The organism is Pseudomonas sp. p106, from assembly GCF_003936645.1.
In the GTDB taxonomy this organism is placed as follows: Bacteria; Pseudomonadota; Gammaproteobacteria; order Pseudomonadales; family Pseudomonadaceae; genus Aquipseudomonas; species Aquipseudomonas putida_E.
The window spans coordinates 151,247-166,716 of record NZ_RHQR01000005.1; the positions used below are offsets into that span (position 1 = coordinate 151,247).

The 15,470-nt window shown below is 63.2% G+C and carries 14 protein-coding genes; 11 read left to right on the forward strand and 3 right to left on the reverse strand.

Annotated elements, in window-relative coordinates; all coding sequences use genetic code 11:
- Positions 1–26: 26 nt before the first annotated feature.
- Positions 27–452 carry a DUF2269 family protein gene (locus EGJ09_RS08600; RefSeq protein WP_046787003.1) on the forward strand — a complete coding sequence of 142 codons (426 nt, stop codon included), beginning with the start codon at positions 27–29 and terminating at the stop codon, positions 450–452.
- A 34-nt stretch (positions 453–486) separates the two neighbouring features.
- On the opposite strand, the gene EGJ09_RS08605 is transcribed toward EGJ09_RS08600, so the two are convergent.
- Positions 487–1,143 (reverse strand): HAD family phosphatase, encoded by a 657-nt coding sequence (locus EGJ09_RS08605; protein ID WP_115273343.1) that lies wholly within the window; start codon positions 1,141–1,143, stop codon positions 487–489.
- Positions 1,144–1,284: 141 nt separating this feature from the next.
- On the opposite strand from EGJ09_RS08605, the gene EGJ09_RS08610 reads away from it, so the two are divergent.
- Together EGJ09_RS08610 and ptsP are read left to right on the forward strand one after the other, a co-directional pair.
- The gene (locus tag EGJ09_RS08610) at positions 1,285–1,764 is read left to right on the forward strand and encodes an RNA pyrophosphohydrolase (protein WP_003249017.1); all 480 of its coding nucleotides are present in this window, start codon (positions 1,285–1,287) and stop codon (positions 1,762–1,764) included.
- Positions 1,765–1,786: 22 nt separating this feature from the next.
- The gene (gene ptsP / locus EGJ09_RS08615; protein ID WP_125923616.1) at positions 1,787–4,066 is read left to right on the forward strand and encodes a phosphoenolpyruvate--protein phosphotransferase; all 2,280 of its coding nucleotides are present in this window, start codon (positions 1,787–1,789) and stop codon (positions 4,064–4,066) included.
- A 114-nt stretch (positions 4,067–4,180) separates the two neighbouring features.
- Here the strand turns inward: ptsP and EGJ09_RS08620 are convergent, their stop codons facing one another.
- Positions 4,181–4,927 (reverse strand): NRDE family protein, encoded by a 747-nt coding sequence (locus EGJ09_RS08620; protein ID WP_125923617.1) that lies wholly within the window; start codon positions 4,925–4,927, stop codon positions 4,181–4,183.
- Positions 4,928–5,056: 129 nt separating this feature from the next.
- On the opposite strand from EGJ09_RS08620, the gene EGJ09_RS08625 reads away from it, so the two are divergent.
- Genes EGJ09_RS08625 through EGJ09_RS08635 form a run of 3 tightly spaced genes read left to right on the forward strand, consistent with a single transcriptional unit; the run spans position 5,057 to position 7,686 of the window.
- Positions 5,057–5,839: a sulfite exporter TauE/SafE family protein gene (locus tag EGJ09_RS08625; RefSeq protein ID WP_046787007.1), complete on the forward strand. Its 783-nt coding sequence runs from the start codon at positions 5,057–5,059 to the stop codon at positions 5,837–5,839.
- Between the two features lie 16 nt (positions 5,840–5,855).
- On the forward strand, positions 5,856–6,665 hold the full coding sequence (gene lgt, locus EGJ09_RS08630) for a prolipoprotein diacylglyceryl transferase (protein ID WP_046787008.1): 810 nt from the start codon (positions 5,856–5,858) through the stop codon (positions 6,663–6,665).
- Positions 6,666–6,714: 49 nt separating this feature from the next.
- Positions 6,715–7,686, forward strand: a complete 972-nt coding sequence (locus tag EGJ09_RS08635) for a thymidylate synthase (protein ID WP_125923618.1) — start codon at positions 6,715–6,717, stop codon at positions 7,684–7,686.
- Positions 7,687–7,727: 41 nt separating this feature from the next.
- Here EGJ09_RS08635 and cadR read toward each other — a convergent pair whose 3' ends face one another.
- Positions 7,728–8,171 carry a cadmium resistance transcriptional regulator CadR gene (cadR, locus tag EGJ09_RS08640; protein WP_115273345.1) on the reverse strand — a complete coding sequence of 148 codons (444 nt, stop codon included), beginning with the start codon at positions 8,169–8,171 and terminating at the stop codon, positions 7,728–7,730.
- Between the two features lie 82 nt (positions 8,172–8,253).
- On the opposite strand from cadR, the gene EGJ09_RS08645 reads away from it, so the two are divergent.
- The 5 genes from EGJ09_RS08645 (at position 8,254) to EGJ09_RS08665 (ending at position 15,434) form a co-directional block, all read left to right on the forward strand.
- Positions 8,254–10,506 carry a heavy metal translocating P-type ATPase gene (locus tag EGJ09_RS08645; RefSeq protein WP_125923619.1) on the forward strand — a complete coding sequence of 751 codons (2,253 nt, stop codon included), beginning with the start codon at positions 8,254–8,256 and terminating at the stop codon, positions 10,504–10,506.
- 100 nt (positions 10,507–10,606) lie between these two features.
- Complete coding sequence (locus EGJ09_RS08650) at positions 10,607–11,476, forward strand: LysR substrate-binding domain-containing protein (protein ID WP_046787012.1); 870 nt, start codon at positions 10,607–10,609, stop codon at positions 11,474–11,476.
- 117 nt (positions 11,477–11,593) lie between these two features.
- Positions 11,594–12,652: a putative 2-aminoethylphosphonate ABC transporter ATP-binding protein gene (locus tag EGJ09_RS08655; protein ID WP_125923620.1), complete on the forward strand. Its 1,059-nt coding sequence runs from the start codon at positions 11,594–11,596 to the stop codon at positions 12,650–12,652.
- Between the two features lies 1 nt (position 12,653).
- On the forward strand, positions 12,654–14,378 hold the full coding sequence (locus tag EGJ09_RS08660) for a putative 2-aminoethylphosphonate ABC transporter permease subunit (protein ID WP_125923621.1): 1,725 nt from the start codon (positions 12,654–12,656) through the stop codon (positions 14,376–14,378).
- A gap of 30 nt (positions 14,379–14,408) precedes the next feature.
- Positions 14,409–15,434: a putative 2-aminoethylphosphonate ABC transporter substrate-binding protein gene (locus EGJ09_RS08665; RefSeq protein ID WP_046787015.1), complete on the forward strand. Its 1,026-nt coding sequence runs from the start codon at positions 14,409–14,411 to the stop codon at positions 15,432–15,434.
- Positions 15,435–15,470 lie beyond the last annotated feature (36 nt).

Genomic DNA, 15,470 nt, shown 5'->3' on the forward strand with positions numbered 1-15,470 from the left:
GGCTAACCCTCCAAGGATGTGAAGACATGGAACACCTGACCACCCTCAAGGCCCTGCACCTCATTGCCACCGCCCTGTTATTGCTGGGCGCACTGGGCTTGGCGATCTGGACCGTGCGCGCCCGACGTCAAGGCGACGCCCAGGCTTATGGCAAGCTGCTGCGTCGGCCTTTGGTGTTCGTCTGGCTGGTGATGGGCGTGAGCCTGCTGAGCATGCCGTTCACCGGTTGGTGGCTGGTTCACCTGGTGGGTTGGCCGCTGGGGCAGACCTGGGTGCTGGCGTCCAGCGTCATCTATACCCTCGGTGCGTTCGCCGCGTGGTGGCTGCTGGTGCGTCTGAACCGGCTGCGCAAGGCTGAGGCGGTGGGTATGCGGTTTACCCTGGCCCTGGCGGTCTTCAGCGGTGTCTGCTTCCTGTCCATCGCCGGGTTGATGGGCGCCAAGCCGGTCTGAAGCTGGCCGGGCCGCTCTGCAGCCCCAAAAAGGCTCAGTCCCTAAGCGAAATCACCGGCCACCCGCGCCGCTCAGCCTCAGCCTGCAGGTTAGGGTCCGGGTCCACCGCGACAGCATGTGACACCCGCTGCAACAGCGGCAAGTCATTCATCGAATCGCTATAGAAGTAGCTGTCTTGCAGGTCGAACCCGTTCTCCAGCATCCAGCGTTCCAGCCTCGTCACCTTGCCTTCACGGAAGCACGGTATATCGGTACTGCGCCCGGTATAGCGGCCATCGCGTGTTTCGCATTCGGTCGCCAATAGCGTGCGAACGCCCAGACGGCGGGCAATCGGCGCGGTTACGAAACGGTTGGTGGCGGTGATGATCACCAGTTGGTCGCCTGCCTCACGGTGTTGCTGCAGCAGGGCCAGGGCCTTGGGCAGGATGATCGGCTCGATGCAGTCGCGCATGAATTCGCGGTGCCATTGGTCGAGCTGGGCGGGTTCGGTGGCTGCGAGGATTTCCATGGAAAAGGCCAGGTAGGCCTGCAGGTCGAGGGTGCCGTTCAGGTAATCCTGGTAGAAGGCATCGTTGCGTTGTTTGTACGCGATCGGGTCAAGAATCCCCCGTTCGCACAGGTAATCACCCCACGCGTGGTCACTGTCGCCACCGAGGAGGGTATTGTCCAGGTCGAATAAAGCCAGGCGCATTGCGGTTACTCGCGTCAGCCATAGGGAAGGCCCGCAGAATACGGAGTTTTCACCTCGCTGCACATAAGCGTGGCGGGCGCGTTGCTGCGCTCGCAGGCTTTGTGGAACAATGCGGTGACATGCGTTTGCGAGGTTGCTGCCGTGATCGACCCGGATGGTTTTCGCCCAAATGTCGGGATCATTCTCACGAATGATGCCGGGCAGGTGCTATGGGCTCGGCGGATCAACCAGGATGCCTGGCAATTCCCTCAGGGTGGTATCAACCCTGACGAGACGCCGGAAGATGCCCTGTACCGCGAGCTGAACGAAGAAGTTGGCCTTGAACGCGATGATGTGGAAATTCTTGCCTGCACCCGCGGCTGGTTGCGTTATCGTTTACCCCAGCGTCTGGTACGTACCCACAGCCAACCGCTGTGTATCGGCCAGAAGCAGAAATGGTTTTTGCTGCGCCTGGTGAGCAATGAGCAACGGGTGCGGATGGACCTGACCGGCAAGCCTGAATTCGATGGCTGGCGCTGGGTCAGCTATTGGTACCCGCTGGGCCAGGTGGTGACCTTCAAGCGTGAAGTGTATCGCCGCGCCCTGAAAGAGCTAGCACCGCGTCTTTTGACGCGCGACTGACGACGGAGTTCGACCCCGAGCCATGCTCAATACGCTGCGCAAGATCGTCCAGGAAGTGAACTCCGCCAAAGATCTCAAGACGGCGTTGGGGATCATTGTCTTGCGCGTCAAGGAGGCCATGGGCAGCCAGGTCTGCTCGGTCTACCTGCTCGACCCGGAAACCAACCGCTTCGTGCTGATGGCCAGCGAAGGCCTCAACAAGCGATCCATCGGCAAGGTCAGCATGGCCCCCAACGAAGGCCTGGTTGGTCTGGTCGGTACCCGGGAAGAGCCGCTGAACCTGGAAAACGCCGCTGATCACCCACGTTACCGCTACTTCGCTGAAACAGGCGAGGAGCGTTTCGCGTCCTTCCTGGGTGCACCGATCATCCACCACCGTCGTGTGGTCGGCGTGCTGGTCATTCAGCAAAAAGAACGCCGCCAGTTCGACGAGGGTGAAGAAGCCTTCCTGGTCACCATGAGCGCTCAACTCGCCGGGGTTATCGCTCACGCCGAGGCCACCGGCTCGATTCGTGGCCTGGGCCGCCAGGGCAAGGGCATCCAGGAAGCGCGCTTCGTCGGCGTACCAGGCTCGCCGGGCGCTGCCGTCGGCCGAGCCGTGGTCATGTTGCCGCCTGCCGACCTTGAGGTGGTGCCGGACAAGACGGTCGAAGACATCGACGCTGAACTCAAACTGTTCCACAACGCCCTCGAGGGCGTGCGCGCCGACATGCGCAAGCTTTCGGCCAAGCTGGCCACCCAGTTGCGCCCGGAAGAACGCGCGCTGTTCGACGTGTACCTGATGATGCTTGAGGACGCAGCCCTCGGCGGTGAGGTGACTGACGTCATCAAGACTGGCCAGTGGGCCCAGGGCGCCCTGCGCCAGGTGGTCGGCGAGCACGTCAGCCGGTTCGAGCTGATGGACGACGACTACCTGCGCGAGCGCGCCTCGGACGTGAAAGACCTCGGTCGCCGTCTGCTGGCCTACCTCCAGCAAGCCCGTTCGCAATCGCTGGTGTATGCCGACAACACCATCCTGGTCAGCGAGGAGCTGACCCCGGCGATGTTGGGTGAGGTGCCGGAAGGCAAGCTGGTGGGCCTGGTCTCGGTGCTGGGCTCGGGCAACTCCCACGTCGCCATCCTGGCCCGTGCCATGGGTATCCCGACGGTGATGGGCCTGGTCGACCTGCCGTATTCCAAGGTCGATGGTATCGAGCTGATCGTCGATGGCTACAAGGGCGAGGTGTTCACCAACCCCAGCGACGTGCTGCGCAAGCAATACAGCGAGGTGGTCGAAGAAGAGCGTCAGCTGGCCCAGGGCCTGGATGCGTTGCGCGAACTGCCTTGCATCACCCTGGACGGTCATCGCATGCCGCTGTGGGTCAACACCGGCCTGCTTGCCGACGTGGCCCGTGCCCAGCAGCGGGGCGCCGAAGGGGTGGGCCTGTACCGCACAGAAGTGCCGTTCATGATCAACCAGCGCTTCCCCAGCGAAAAAGAGCAGTTGGCCATCTATCGCGAGCAGTTGGCGGCGTTTCACCCGCTGCCGGTGACCATGCGTACCCTCGACATCGGCGGGGACAAGGCGCTGTCCTACTTCCCGATCAAGGAAGAAAACCCGTTCCTGGGGTGGCGTGGCATCCGCGTGACCCTCGACCACCCGGAAATCTTCCTGGTCCAGACCCGCGCCATGCTCAAAGCCAGCGAAGGCCTGAACAACCTGCGCATTCTGCTGCCGATGATCTCCGGCATTCACGAACTGGAAGAGGCGCTGCACCTGATTCACCGCGCCTGGGGCGAGGTGCGTGACGAAGGCACGGACGTGCCGATGCCACCGGTTGGCGTGATGGTCGAGATCCCGGCCGCGGTTTACCAGACCAAGGAGCTGGCGCGTCAGGTGGATTTCCTTTCGGTAGGCTCCAACGACCTGACCCAGTACCTGCTGGCAGTAGACCGCAACAACCCGCGGGTTGCCGACCTTTACGACTACCTGCACCCGGCAGTGCTGCAAGCCTTGAACACCGTGGTGCGTGATGCCCATGGCGAGGGCAAGCCAGTCAGTATCTGCGGCGAGATGGCCGGTGATCCGGCAGCAGCGGTCCTGTTGATGGCCATGGGCTTCGACAGCTTGTCGATGAACGCCACCAACCTGCCGAAGGTGAAGTGGATGCTGCGCCAGATAAACATGAGCAAGGCCAAGGAGCTGCTGGCCGATGCCCTGAGCCATGACAACCCGCAGGTTATCCACAGCTCGTTGCAATTGGCGCTGAAGAACCTGGGGCTGGCGCGGATGATCGGGCCAGAGGCCAACAAGACCCTGTGAATTCTGGGGCCGCTTTGCGGCCCTTTCGCGACGCAAGGCCGCTCCTACAGGCGACGCGACCCTTGTAGGAGCGGCCTTGTGTCGCGAAAGGGCTGCAAAGCAGCCCCATGGCCCTCAAACCCAAAGCTCAACCTCCCCCAAGTGCCCCCCAAAAGGCCCGAAACTGCGCTCGATAAGCCGTCTTACACCCTGATCATCCACGATCAGCACCGTACTGGCCCGCGTCCCATAATTCTGGCTGGCAATGAACACACTCGACAGCAGCTTCTCGGTCGCCACGCCCACGCCAGTTTCCGGCAGCTCTGCCTCAGGCGCCGTCTCACCATCGGCCAGCAACGCCATCAAACGCTGCGGGTCCGCTGAACCCAGTAACCGTTCCAGCCCGTCGCGCGCCTTGACCAGCTTGGGCCACGGCGTATCCAGCCCGGCATTGGAAAGCCCATACACCCCAGCCGCCAGCAAGCGCGGCGCCGCGTCTCGAGCGTGCAGATACCCCAGGCGCACACCATCGCCCACCAGCAGGTTGAACCCCGAATACTGCTTGCTGCGGCTGGCGACCTGGTCCAGATAGGCCTCGACCCCAAGTTCACCCTGCAGGTATGCCGCCACCAGCTCGCCGCGTGAGCGGGGGCCCAACGGCTGCCCTGGGTCGCGAATGTTGGTCAGCGCGGCGAACCGCCCCTGCGGCCCCACGCCCAGCCAGGTACCACCGGCCTCCAGGTCACGCCCTGCATGCACGCCGGGCGCATCTTCCCAGGCTGCCAGCGCCTGCGTGGGCCGGGCATAGAACTCGTCGCGGTTGGCCGCCACGATCAGCGGCAGGGCATGCCCTGGCCGCCAGGCGAATACGATCAGGCACATAGGTTGGGCCTCTGGGTTTTTTGCCACTCTACCCACTGCGGCGGCGCCGATCCATCCTGTCACAGAGTTCACTAGAGCCCCGAGCCCGGCTTCCGTTACCATGCCGGATTGTTTTTTCGGGGACGACGAATGGAGTTCGCACTCTATCTGCTTCTGGGCGCCTGTGCCGGCGTGCTGGCCGGGCTGTTCGGCGTGGGCGGCGGCATCATCATCGTGCCGGTGCTGGTGTTCAGCTTCACCCTGCAGGGCTTCGACGCTTCGGTGCTCACTCACCTGGCAGTCGGTACCTCGCTGGCAACCATCGTCTTCACATCGATCAATGCCGTGCGCGAGCACCATCGTCGGGGCGCGGTGCAGTGGCCGATCTTCGCCTGGATGACCGTGGGTATCCTGCTGGGCGCCGGGGTGGGCGCGAAGACGGCTTCGCTTATCCAGGGCCCGCTGTTGCAGAAGATCATCGGCGTATTCGCGCTGATCATTGCCGCGCAGATGGCACTGGACCTCAAGCCCAAGGCCAGCCGCGGCATTCCCGGCAAGCCCGCACTGATCGGTGCCGGTGGCGTGATCGGTTGGGCCTCGGCGATCTTCGGCATCGGCGGTGGTTCGTTGACCGTGCCATTCCTGACCTGGCGCAGCCTGCCGATGCAGCAGGCGGTGGCCACGTCTTCGGCCTGCGGCCTGCCGATTGCCGTGGCCAGCGCCCTGAGTTTCATGTGGCTGGGTTGGCACGATGAGCATCTGCCAGCCCATAGCGTGGGCTTCGTGTACCTGCCAGCGCTGGTCGGCATTGCCGTGACCAGCATGTTTTTCGCCCGCTTCGGCGCGCGGCTGGCGCACAAGTTGTCGCCCCGCCTGCTCAAGCGCTTGTTCGCCGCGCTGCTGTTTTGCGTAGGCCTGAGCTTTTTGATTTGAAACCAGAGGAATATCCATGCTGCCTTACCCGCAGATAGACCCCGTGGCCGTTGCGCTCGGGCCGCTGAAAATCCATTGGTACGGCCTGATGTACCTGATCGGCATTGGTGGCGCGTGGCTGCTCGCCTCGCGCCGGCTCAACCGTTTCGACCCCACCTGGTCGCGTGAAAAGCTCTCTGACTTGGTGTTCTGGTTGTCGATGGGGGTGATCGTCGGCGGGCGCTTGGGTTATGTGCTGTTCTACGACCTGCACGCCTACCTGGCCAACCCGACGTTGATCTTCGAGGTATGGAAGGGTGGCATGTCGTTCCACGGCGGCTTCATCGGCGTGATGCTGGCGGCCTTGTGGTTCGGCAAGCGCAACAACAAGTCATTCTTCGAACTGATGGACTTCGTCGCACCGCTGGTGCCGATTGGCCTGGGGGCAGGGCGTATCGGCAACTTCATCAACGCCGAACTGTGGGGCAAGCCGACCGACGTGCCGTGGGCGATGATCTTCCCGCCGTTCAGCGACCCGGCCCAGCTGCCGCGCCACCCATCGCAGCTGTACCAGTTCGCCCTGGAAGGCGTGGCGTTGTTCGCGATCCTCTGGCTGTTCTCGCGCAAGCCGCGCCCGACCATGGCGGTTTCCGGGATGTTCGCCCTGTTCTACGGCATCTTCCGCTTCATCGTCGAATTCGTCCGCGTGCCGGATGCCCAGCTGGGCTACATTGCCTGGGGCTGGCTGACCATGGGTCAGATACTCTGCATCCCGATGATTCTGGCCGGCCTCGGATTGATCTGGTGGGCTTATAATCGCAAACCCACGGCGAAACCCGCCATCTGATTCCCAACGGCAGGGGCGATCCCCCTGCCGTTCTTGCTACAGGTAAGCCATGAAACAGTATCTGGACCTGGTCCGTGACGTCATCGAAAACGGCACTCTGCAGGAAAACCGCACGGGCATCCGCACCATCAGCCTGCCGGGCGCCATGCTGCGCTTCGATCTGCAAAAGGGCTTTCCGGCCATCACCACGCGCAAGCTGGCATTCAAGTCTGCCATCGGCGAGATGGTCGGCTTCCTGCGTGGCGTGAAGAACGCAGGTGAATTCCGCGAACTGGGCTGCAAGGTGTGGGATCAGAACGCCAACGAGAACGCCCAGTGGCTGGCCAACCCGTTCCGCCAGGGCCATGACGACCTCGGCGAAATTTACGGTGTGCAGTGGCGCCAGTGGCCGGGCTACAAGCGCATCCCGCTGAGCAACCCGGCAGCGATCGAAATGGCCGAAAAAGCGGGCTTTCGCAGGATTGCCCAGGACGAGGAAGATGGCCAGGCGTTCGTCGTGCTGTACAAGGCCATCGACCAAGTGCGTCAGTGCCTGGACACCATAGCCAACGACCCAGGCAGCCGGCGCATCCTGTTCCATGGCTGGAACTGCGCGCAGCTGGACGAAATGGCGCTGCCGCCGTGCCACCTGCTGTACCAGTTCCACCCCAATGTCCAGACCAGGGAAATCTCCCTGACGCTCTACATCCGCTCCAATGACTTGGGCCTGGGCACACCGTTCAACCTCACCGAAGGTGCGGCGCTGCTGTCGCTGTTCGGCCGCCTGACGGGCTACACGCCGCGCTGGTTCACGTACTTCATTGGCGATGCCCATGTGTACGAAAACCATCTGGACATGCTTAACGAGCAACTCAAGCGCGAGCCGCTGGAAGCACCGAAGCTGGTGATCAGCGACCGCGTGCCTGCGTTCGCCGAGACGGGCAAGTACGAGCCGGAGTGGCTGGAGAAGATCGAACCGAGCGATTTCAGCCTGGAAGGCTATGGGCACCATGCACCGATGACGGCGCCGATGGCGGTCTGATTCGCGCAAATGCCCAGGGCTGCGCAGCAGCCCCAGCGGCTTCAATGCCCGTGGCTACGCCCCACGTGCGAAGGCTCGGTATCCGGCACGGATACTGCTCCGTTCACCTCCAAACGCTGCAAGATCGCGCATTCCTCTCCCTGCGCACTGCACCGTCTGCGTAACTCCACCAGTTGCTCCTGCAATGCCACCAGGCCATCGATCCGCGCCTGCACGTGTTCGATATGTTCGTCTATCAACGCATTGACGCTGCCACATGAGCCCGCCGGGCTATCGCGCAGGCGCAAAAGGCTGCGTATTTCGTCCAGGGTCATGTCCAGGGTGCGGCAGTTGCGGATAAAGGTCAGCCGCTCGACATGGGCCTGGGTGTACAGCCGGTAATTACCGTCGGTACGCGCTGGCTCTGGCAGTAGCTGCTCACGCTCGTAATAACGAATGGTCTCCACCGCACAGTCGGTGGCTTTGGCCAGTTCTCCGATTTTCATGGCGATTCTCCATCAGGTGGCTTGACCCTATAGTGGCTACAGGGTGTTCACTTGGCAACAGGTGCTCACTAAGGATGACCCCATGAACCAGCCTGTCAGCCACGAACACGTGCATGACCATGACCACGTCAACGCCGGTAAAAGCCATTGCCACGACGCACATGCGCACAGTTGCTGCGGTTCCAGTGCGGCGCCTGCGTTTGTGCAATTGAGCGAAAAGGCCAGTGACCAGGCCCGGCTCAGCCGTTTTCGCATACAAGCCATGGACTGCCCGACAGAACAGACCCTGATCCAGGACAAGCTCGGCAAGCTGGCCGGCATCGAGCAGCTGGAGTTCAACCTGATCAACCGCGTGCTGGGCGTGCGCCATACCTTGGATGGTACTGCTGAGATCGAGCGGGCCATCGAAAGCCTGGGCATGAAGGCAGAACCGCTGGCTGTAGAGGATGAGGGTGGCGTGATCGCACCCGCGCGAGCCAAGACTCGCTGGTGGCCATTGGCATTGTCCGGTATCGCGGCGGTCGCCGCCGAAATCATCCATTTCAGCGCGCTGGCGCCCGAGTGGGTGGTAGCCGCGCTGGCGCTGGCAGCGATCCTTGGCTGTGGCCTGGGCACCTACAAGAAGGGCTGGATTGCCCTTAAAAACCGCAACCTGAACATCAACGCGCTGATGAGCATTGCCGTGACCGGTGCCGTGCTGATCGGCCAGTGGCCTGAGGCGGCCATGGTCATGGTGCTGTTCACCATCGCCGAACTGATCGAGGCACGTTCACTTGACCGTGCGCGCCATGCCATCAGTGGTCTGATGCAGCTTACGCCGGACATGGCCACGGTGCAGCAGGCCGATGGCCAATGGCGTGAGGCCGAGGTGCGCCACGTGTCGATCGGTGCGCTCGTGCGGGTACGCCCCGGTGAGCGTATCGGCCTGGACGGTGAAGTGGTCAGTGGGCAATCCAGCGTCGATCAGGCACCGATCACCGGCGAGAGCCTGCCTGTGGACAAGGCCCCTGGCGACAAGCTGTTCGCCGGCACCATCAACCAGGCCGGCGCTCTGGAGTACCGGGTAACTGCAGTGGCAGGGCATTCCACATTGGCCCGTATCATCAAGGCCGTGGAGCAGGCGCAGGGCGCTCGAGCGCCTACCCAGCGTTTCGTCGATACCTTCTCGCGCATCTACACGCCTGTGGTGTTCGCCCTGGCTTTGGCCGTAGCGCTCATCCCGCCGCTGTTCATGGCCGGCGCCTGGTTCGACTGGGTCTACCGCGCCTTGGTGCTGTTGGTGGTGGCCTGCCCATGTGCCCTGGTGATTTCCACCCCGGTGACCATTGTCAGTGGCCTGGCGGCTGCGGCGCGCAAGGGCATCCTGATCAAGGGGGGGGTGTACCTGGAAGGGGGCCGCAAGCTGGACTTCCTGGCCCTGGACAAGACTGGAACTCTCACCCACGGCAAGCCGGTGCAGACCGATACCAAGGTGCTAGACCCATTGTTCGAAGGCCGCGCCCAGGCACTGGCGGCAAGCCTGGCCGAGCGCTCAGACCACCCGGTATCGGCTGCCATCGCCCAGTTGGCCAGGGCGCAGGGGCTGGCCCTGAGTGAGGTCAGCGCGTTCGCTGCCTTGGCGGGGCGCGGTGTGCGTGGTGACATCGATGGCGAAACCTATCACCTGGGCAACCATCGTCTGGTCGAAGAGCTGGGCTTGTGCTCACCGCAGCTCGAAGCACAGTTGGACCAACTCGAGCGCCAAGGCAAGACCGTGGTGCTGTTGCTCGACCGCTCTGGCCCGCTGGCGCTGTTTGCCGTTGCCGACACGGTCAAGGACAGCAGCCGTGAGGCCATCGCCGAGCTGCACGCGCTGGGCATCAAGACTGTCATGCTTACCGGCGACAATCCCCATACCGCCCAGGCCATCGCTGCCCAGGTCGGTATCGACCGCGCCGAAGGCAACCTGCTCCCTGCCGACAAGCTGAGCACGATCGAGCAGCTCTACGCCCAGGGGCACCGGGTTGGCATGGTCGGTGATGGCATCAACGATGCGCCGGCGCTGGCCCGTGCCGAGATCGGTTTCGCCATGGCGGCTGCCGGTACCGACACCGCCATCGAGACCGCCGATGTGGCGCTGATGGATGACGACTTGCGCAAAATCCCGGCCTTCGTCAGGCTGTCGCGGCAAAGTGCGGCGATCCTTAAGCAGAACATCGTGCTGGCGTTGGGCATCAAGGCCATCTTCCTGGCAATCACCTTTGCCGGCATGGCCACGCTGTGGATGGCGGTGTTCGCCGACATGGGCGTAAGCCTGCTGGTGGTGTTCAACGGCCTGCGCCTTTTGCGCAAGTAGCAGCTGCAAGCTACAAGCTGATCGAGGTGGAATCCAGACTTATGAAACTACACAGCGCTGCCTCTGCTTACGGCTGCTTTTGCGGCTGCGGAGCCCAGCAATGCTGAGTGCCGAGCTCAAAGCCTTCTACATGGTGGCCCGCCTGGGCAGCATCACACTGGCGGCGAAGAAGCTTGGCCTCAGCCAGCCGACGGTGACCACCCAGATCCGCAACCTCGAAAGCCAGTACGCGGTGGAGCTGTTCTACCGCGGCGGCCGGCGCCTGGTGCTGAGCGAGGAGGGCGTGCGCCTGCTGCCAATGGTCAAGGCACTGCTGCAACAGGAAGCCGACATCGAGTTCGAGCTGCGCAACAGCGGCCATGCCCAAGGCAACCTGCGCATCGCTGCCACCGCGCCGTATTACATCCTCGATCTGGTGAAGATCTTCCGTGAGCGCTTGCCACAGGTGGGCGTGGCCGTGGAGATCGGTAATTCGCAGCAGGTGCTGGAGATGCTGGAGGACTACCGCGTCGATCTCGCCGCCTCGTCACAGTTGGTGGAGGATGCTCGCCTGGTGAGGCGCGTGCTGGGCACTGACCCGCTGGTGGTGGCGGTGCACCGCAATCACCCGCTGGCGCAGCGTCAGGTGGTGTCTATCGAGGTGGTAGCAGGGCAATGCCTGCTGATGCGCGAGAAAGGTTCGACCACGCGCAAACTCACCGAAGAAATGATGCACGGCGCTGGGGTGAAGGCCGAAGCGGTGCTGGAAATCGGCAGCCGCGAGTCGATCCGTGAGGCGGTGCTGCGCAATATCGGCATCAGCGTGATTGCCCGGCACGAGGTGCCGCACAACTCGGAGCTGCGGGTGCTGACACTGGAAGATGCGCCGGTGATGCATGAGTACCTGTACTGCCTTAAGGAAAGACGCCAGGCCCGGTTGCCGGCAGCCTTTCTCGGGGTGGCGCAGGAAGTGGTGGGGTCGCAGTTCTGAACCTGCAACGTCACTACAAAATCTGCCTATACCACTATCGCCCGCTTTTGCCTCGCCGCCACAGAACCTTCGCACAGCCTTTCTAGCATGGCCACATCTGCTCGATGAGGCTTTGCCATGAACCACGCCACCCCGGGCGCACAAATGAAAGTGCGCGGTATCCACAAGCGTTTCGGCGCCTTCACGGCGTTGAACGAAGTCTCCCTGGACATCGCCGCCGGCGAGCTGGTTTGCCTGCTCGGCCCTTCCGGCTGCGGCAAGACCACCCTGCTGCGCTGCATCGCAGGGCTGGAACGCCAAGACCGTGGCGAGTTGTACATCGGTGAGCGTGACATCAGCGAATTGCCCCCCCAGGCGCGTGACTACGGCATCCTCTTTCAATCTTACGCGCTGTTCCCCAACCTCACCGTCGAAGCCAACATTGCCTACGGCCTGAACCGCAGTGGCCGTGAAGAAAGCCGCCAGCGCGTAGCCGAGATGCTGGACCTGGTAGGCCTGGCCGGCAGTGAAAAGAAATACCCCGGGCAATTGTCCGGGGGGCAACAGCAGCGGGTTGCGTTGGCCCGTGCCCTGGCCCCGTCGCCTTCGCTGCTGTTGCTCGACGAGCCTATGTCGGCGCTGGATGCGCGTGTGCGTGAGCACCTGTGCACCGAACTTCGACAGCTGCAGCGTCAACTGGGTATCACCACGCTGATGGTCACCCACAACCAGGACGAAGCCATGCTGATGGCCGACCGCATTGCGGTGATGAACAACGGCCAGGTCGAGCAGTACGCCACCCCTCAGGAAATCTACGATCAGCCGTCCACGCCGTTCGTTGCCGAGTTCGTTGGCCAGGGCAACTGGCTGCCGTTTCAGCGTACTGGCGACAGCCATGCCCAGGTGGGCGCCATGAGCATGCGCCTGGCAGCGGGTGCGCCGCGGGCCAGCAGCGGCCGGTTGTTCTGCCGCCCGGAGGCCATCACTGTCAACCCGGTGGTGCATGAAGAAAACCTGTTCCCGGCCAAGGTCCGCGAAATCACATTCCTCGGCAACCGCTGCCGCATGAGCTTTGAATTCAAGGCCCTGCCGGGCCATCCGCTGCTCGCCGAACTGGCGCCAGAAGCCATGCCACACTTGGGCTCGCAGGACATCTGGGTGGCCCTGCCGCCGCAGAGCCTGCAGGTGTTTGCCTGAGATGGCCGCGCCCATGCCTTTGCCGCTGGCCCAGCCCAAGCACACAGCGCGCAATGATGTTGCATTCGGTGATCGGCTGTTCGTCGTCGGTGGCAAGTGCCTGCTGCTGGCCTTGCTGTTGCTGGCGGTGCTGATGCCGTTGCTGGCGATCTTCTGGCGCGGCTTCAGCGGCGATGCCGGCCAGGGTGGCGGTCTGCTGGCGGCCCGTGAACTGTTTGCCAGCGACAACTTCCACTGGCTGCTTGGCAACAGCTTGTCGGTTGCCTTCACGGTTGCCGCGATCGTGGTCCCCCTGGCATACCTGTTCGCTTATGCCTTGCAGCGCACGCTGATCCCGGCCAAGGGGCTGTGGCGGGGTATCTCGCTGCTGCCACTGCTGGCACCGTCGATGTTGCCGGCGATTGCCCTGGTCTACCTGTTCGGTAACCAAGGCCTGCTGCGCGGGTTGCTCAGTGACAACATCTATGGCTTCTGGGGCATTGTCCTGGGGGAGGCCATCTACACCTTCCCGCATGCGCTGATGATCCTGCTGTCGGCCTTGTCGCTGGCCGATGCACGGTTGTTCGATGCCGCCTCCAGCATGGGGGCCGGGGCGTCGCGGGCGTTTCGCAGCATTACCTGGCCGGCAACGCGCCAGGCGGTGTTCGCGGCGTTCTGCCTGGTGTTCACCCTGACCATCACCGATTTCGGTGTACCGGTGGTTGTCGGTGGCGACTACCAGGTGCTGGCGCTCGAGGCCTACAAGGCGGTCGTCGGCCAGCAGCAGTTCGGCCGGGGTGCATTGATCGGCATGGTGCTGCTGGTGCCGGCATTGCTGAGCTTTGCGGTCGATGCCTGGCTGCGTCGCCGCCAGGGCGAGGCCATGAGTGGTCGTGCCCAGGTATTCGAACCCAAGCCGTCGCCCGGGCGTGATGCCTGCTATCTGGTGATCGTCCTGCTGGTATGCACGGTGCTGGTGGGCGTGATCGGCATGGCGGTGTACTCGTCACTGGTGACCTTCTGGCCCTACAACCTGACCTTGTCGTTCAAGCACTACATGTTCGAAGACACCGCCGGCGGTGGCTGGCTGGCCTATCGCAACAGCGTGACCATGGCCATCGGCACCGCGCTGATCGGCAGCATGGTGATCTTTGCCGGTGCCTACCTGATGGAGAAAACCCAGGGCCAGCGTTTGCTCAACCAGGCCCTGCGCCTGCTCAGCTTCATCCCCATGGCGGTACCGGGGTTGGTGCTGGGCCTGGGCTATGTCTTCTTCTTCAACCTCAATGGCAACCCACTGCACGTTTTCTATGGCGGCATGGGGCTGTTGGTGGTGTGCACCATCGCCCACTACCTGACCACTGCGCAGATGACCGCAACCACGGCGTTGCGCCAGCTCGATGGGGAGTTCGAGGCCGCCGCGCTGTCGCTCAAGGCGCCGTTGTACAAGCACTTCGTGCGGGTGACCGTGCCGATCTGCCTGCCCGCACTGCTGGACATCATCCGTTATCTGTTCGTCTCGGCCATGACCACGGTATCGGCGGCAATCTTCCTGTACAGCCCCGACACCATCCTCGCCGCCGTCGCCGTGCTGAACATGGACGATGCCGGCAATGTCGGCGGCGCTGCCGCCATGTCGACCTTGATCCTGCTGACCAGTGCGGCTGCATCGCTGCTGCTGGCCGGCGCTTCCCGCGGCCTGCTGCGCCGCTCCCAGGCCTGGCGCCAGCGCGCTCCCGGCCATTGACCGACTGCCCACACTGACAGGAAACGCATCATGTTCAAGCCCCTCGCACTTGCCGCTGCCGTGACCGCTGTATTCAGCCTGCAGGCTTCGGCCGCCACTACGCAGCTGACCGTCTACACCGCCCTGGAAGCCGAGCAGCTCAAGACCTACAAGCAGGCCTTCGAAAAGGCCAACCCGGACATCGAAATCAAGTGGGTGCGTGACTCCACCGGCATCATCACTGCCAAGCTGCTGGCCGAGAAAGAGCGCCCGCAGGCCGATGCGGTTTGGGGGCTGGCGGCTTCCAGCCTGGCCATCCTCGACCAGAACGGCATGCTCGAAGCCTATGCACCGAAAGACCTGGGCAAGATCTCCGCCAACTACCGTGACGCCGCCAACCCTCCGGCGTGGGTCGGCATGGACGTTTGGGCCGCGACGATCTGCTTCAATACCATCGAGGCCCAGAAGCAGGGCCTGAGCAAACCGGTGAGCTGGCAGGACCTGACCAAGCCGGAGTACAAGGGCAAGATCGTGATGCCGAACCCGGCGTCGTCCGGTACCGGTTTCCTGGATGTGAGCGCGTGGCTGCAGACCTTTGGCGAGCCTCAGGGCTGGGCCTATATGGACGCGCTGCACCAGAACATCGGCCAGTACGTCCATTCCGGCTCCAAGCCTTGCAAGCTGGCTGCGGCAGGGGAGTTCCCGATCGGTATCTCCTTCGAGTACCCGGCGGTGCAGCTCAAGCGCCAGGGCGCGCCACTGGATATCGTCCTGCCCAAGGAAGGCCTGGGCTGGGAGATCGAGGCGACTGCAGTGATCAAAGGTTCACCGAAGGCTGATGCCGCCAAGCGGCTGGCGGATTTCTCGGCAAGCCCTGCGGCCATGGAACTGTACAAAGAGAACTTCGCTGTACTCGCTGCCCCGGGTATTGCCAAACCGCAAACCGAGCTCCCCGCGGACTACGAGCAGCGCCTGATCAAGAACGACTTCGCCTGGGCTTCGAAGAACCGCGACCAGATCCTGGCCGAGTGGCGCAAGCGTTATGACGGCAAGTCGGAGAAGGTGGCGCAGCAGTAAGCTCTGCGGGGCCTGTGCCCTCAGGTTGGCAGTGCC

Coding starts and splice junctions, on each gene's coding strand:
- cadR (WP_115273345.1), bottom strand. CDS start 8,171: ATGAAAATCGGAGAACTGGCCAAAGCCACCGACTGTGCGGTGGAGACC.
- EGJ09_RS08655 (WP_125923620.1), top strand. CDS start 11,594: ATGAACCACGCCACCCCGGGCGCACAAATGAAAGTGCGCGGTATCCAC.
- EGJ09_RS08665 (WP_046787015.1), top strand. CDS start 14,409: ATGTTCAAGCCCCTCGCACTTGCCGCTGCCGTGACCGCTGTATTCAGC.
- lgt (WP_046787008.1), top strand. CDS start 5,856: ATGCTGCCTTACCCGCAGATAGACCCCGTGGCCGTTGCGCTCGGGCCG.
- EGJ09_RS08625 (WP_046787007.1), top strand. CDS start 5,057: ATGGAGTTCGCACTCTATCTGCTTCTGGGCGCCTGTGCCGGCGTGCTG.
- EGJ09_RS08635 (WP_125923618.1), top strand. CDS start 6,715: ATGAAACAGTATCTGGACCTGGTCCGTGACGTCATCGAAAACGGCACT.
- EGJ09_RS08605 (WP_115273343.1), bottom strand. CDS start 1,143: ATGCGCCTGGCTTTATTCGACCTGGACAATACCCTCCTCGGTGGCGAC.
- EGJ09_RS08645 (WP_125923619.1), top strand. CDS start 8,254: ATGAACCAGCCTGTCAGCCACGAACACGTGCATGACCATGACCACGTC.
- EGJ09_RS08660 (WP_125923621.1), top strand. CDS start 12,654: ATGGCCGCGCCCATGCCTTTGCCGCTGGCCCAGCCCAAGCACACAGCG.
- EGJ09_RS08650 (WP_046787012.1), top strand. CDS start 10,607: ATGCTGAGTGCCGAGCTCAAAGCCTTCTACATGGTGGCCCGCCTGGGC.
- ptsP (WP_125923616.1), top strand. CDS start 1,787: ATGCTCAATACGCTGCGCAAGATCGTCCAGGAAGTGAACTCCGCCAAA.
- EGJ09_RS08620 (WP_125923617.1), bottom strand. CDS start 4,927: ATGTGCCTGATCGTATTCGCCTGGCGGCCAGGGCATGCCCTGCCGCTG.
- EGJ09_RS08600 (WP_046787003.1), top strand. CDS start 27: ATGGAACACCTGACCACCCTCAAGGCCCTGCACCTCATTGCCACCGCC.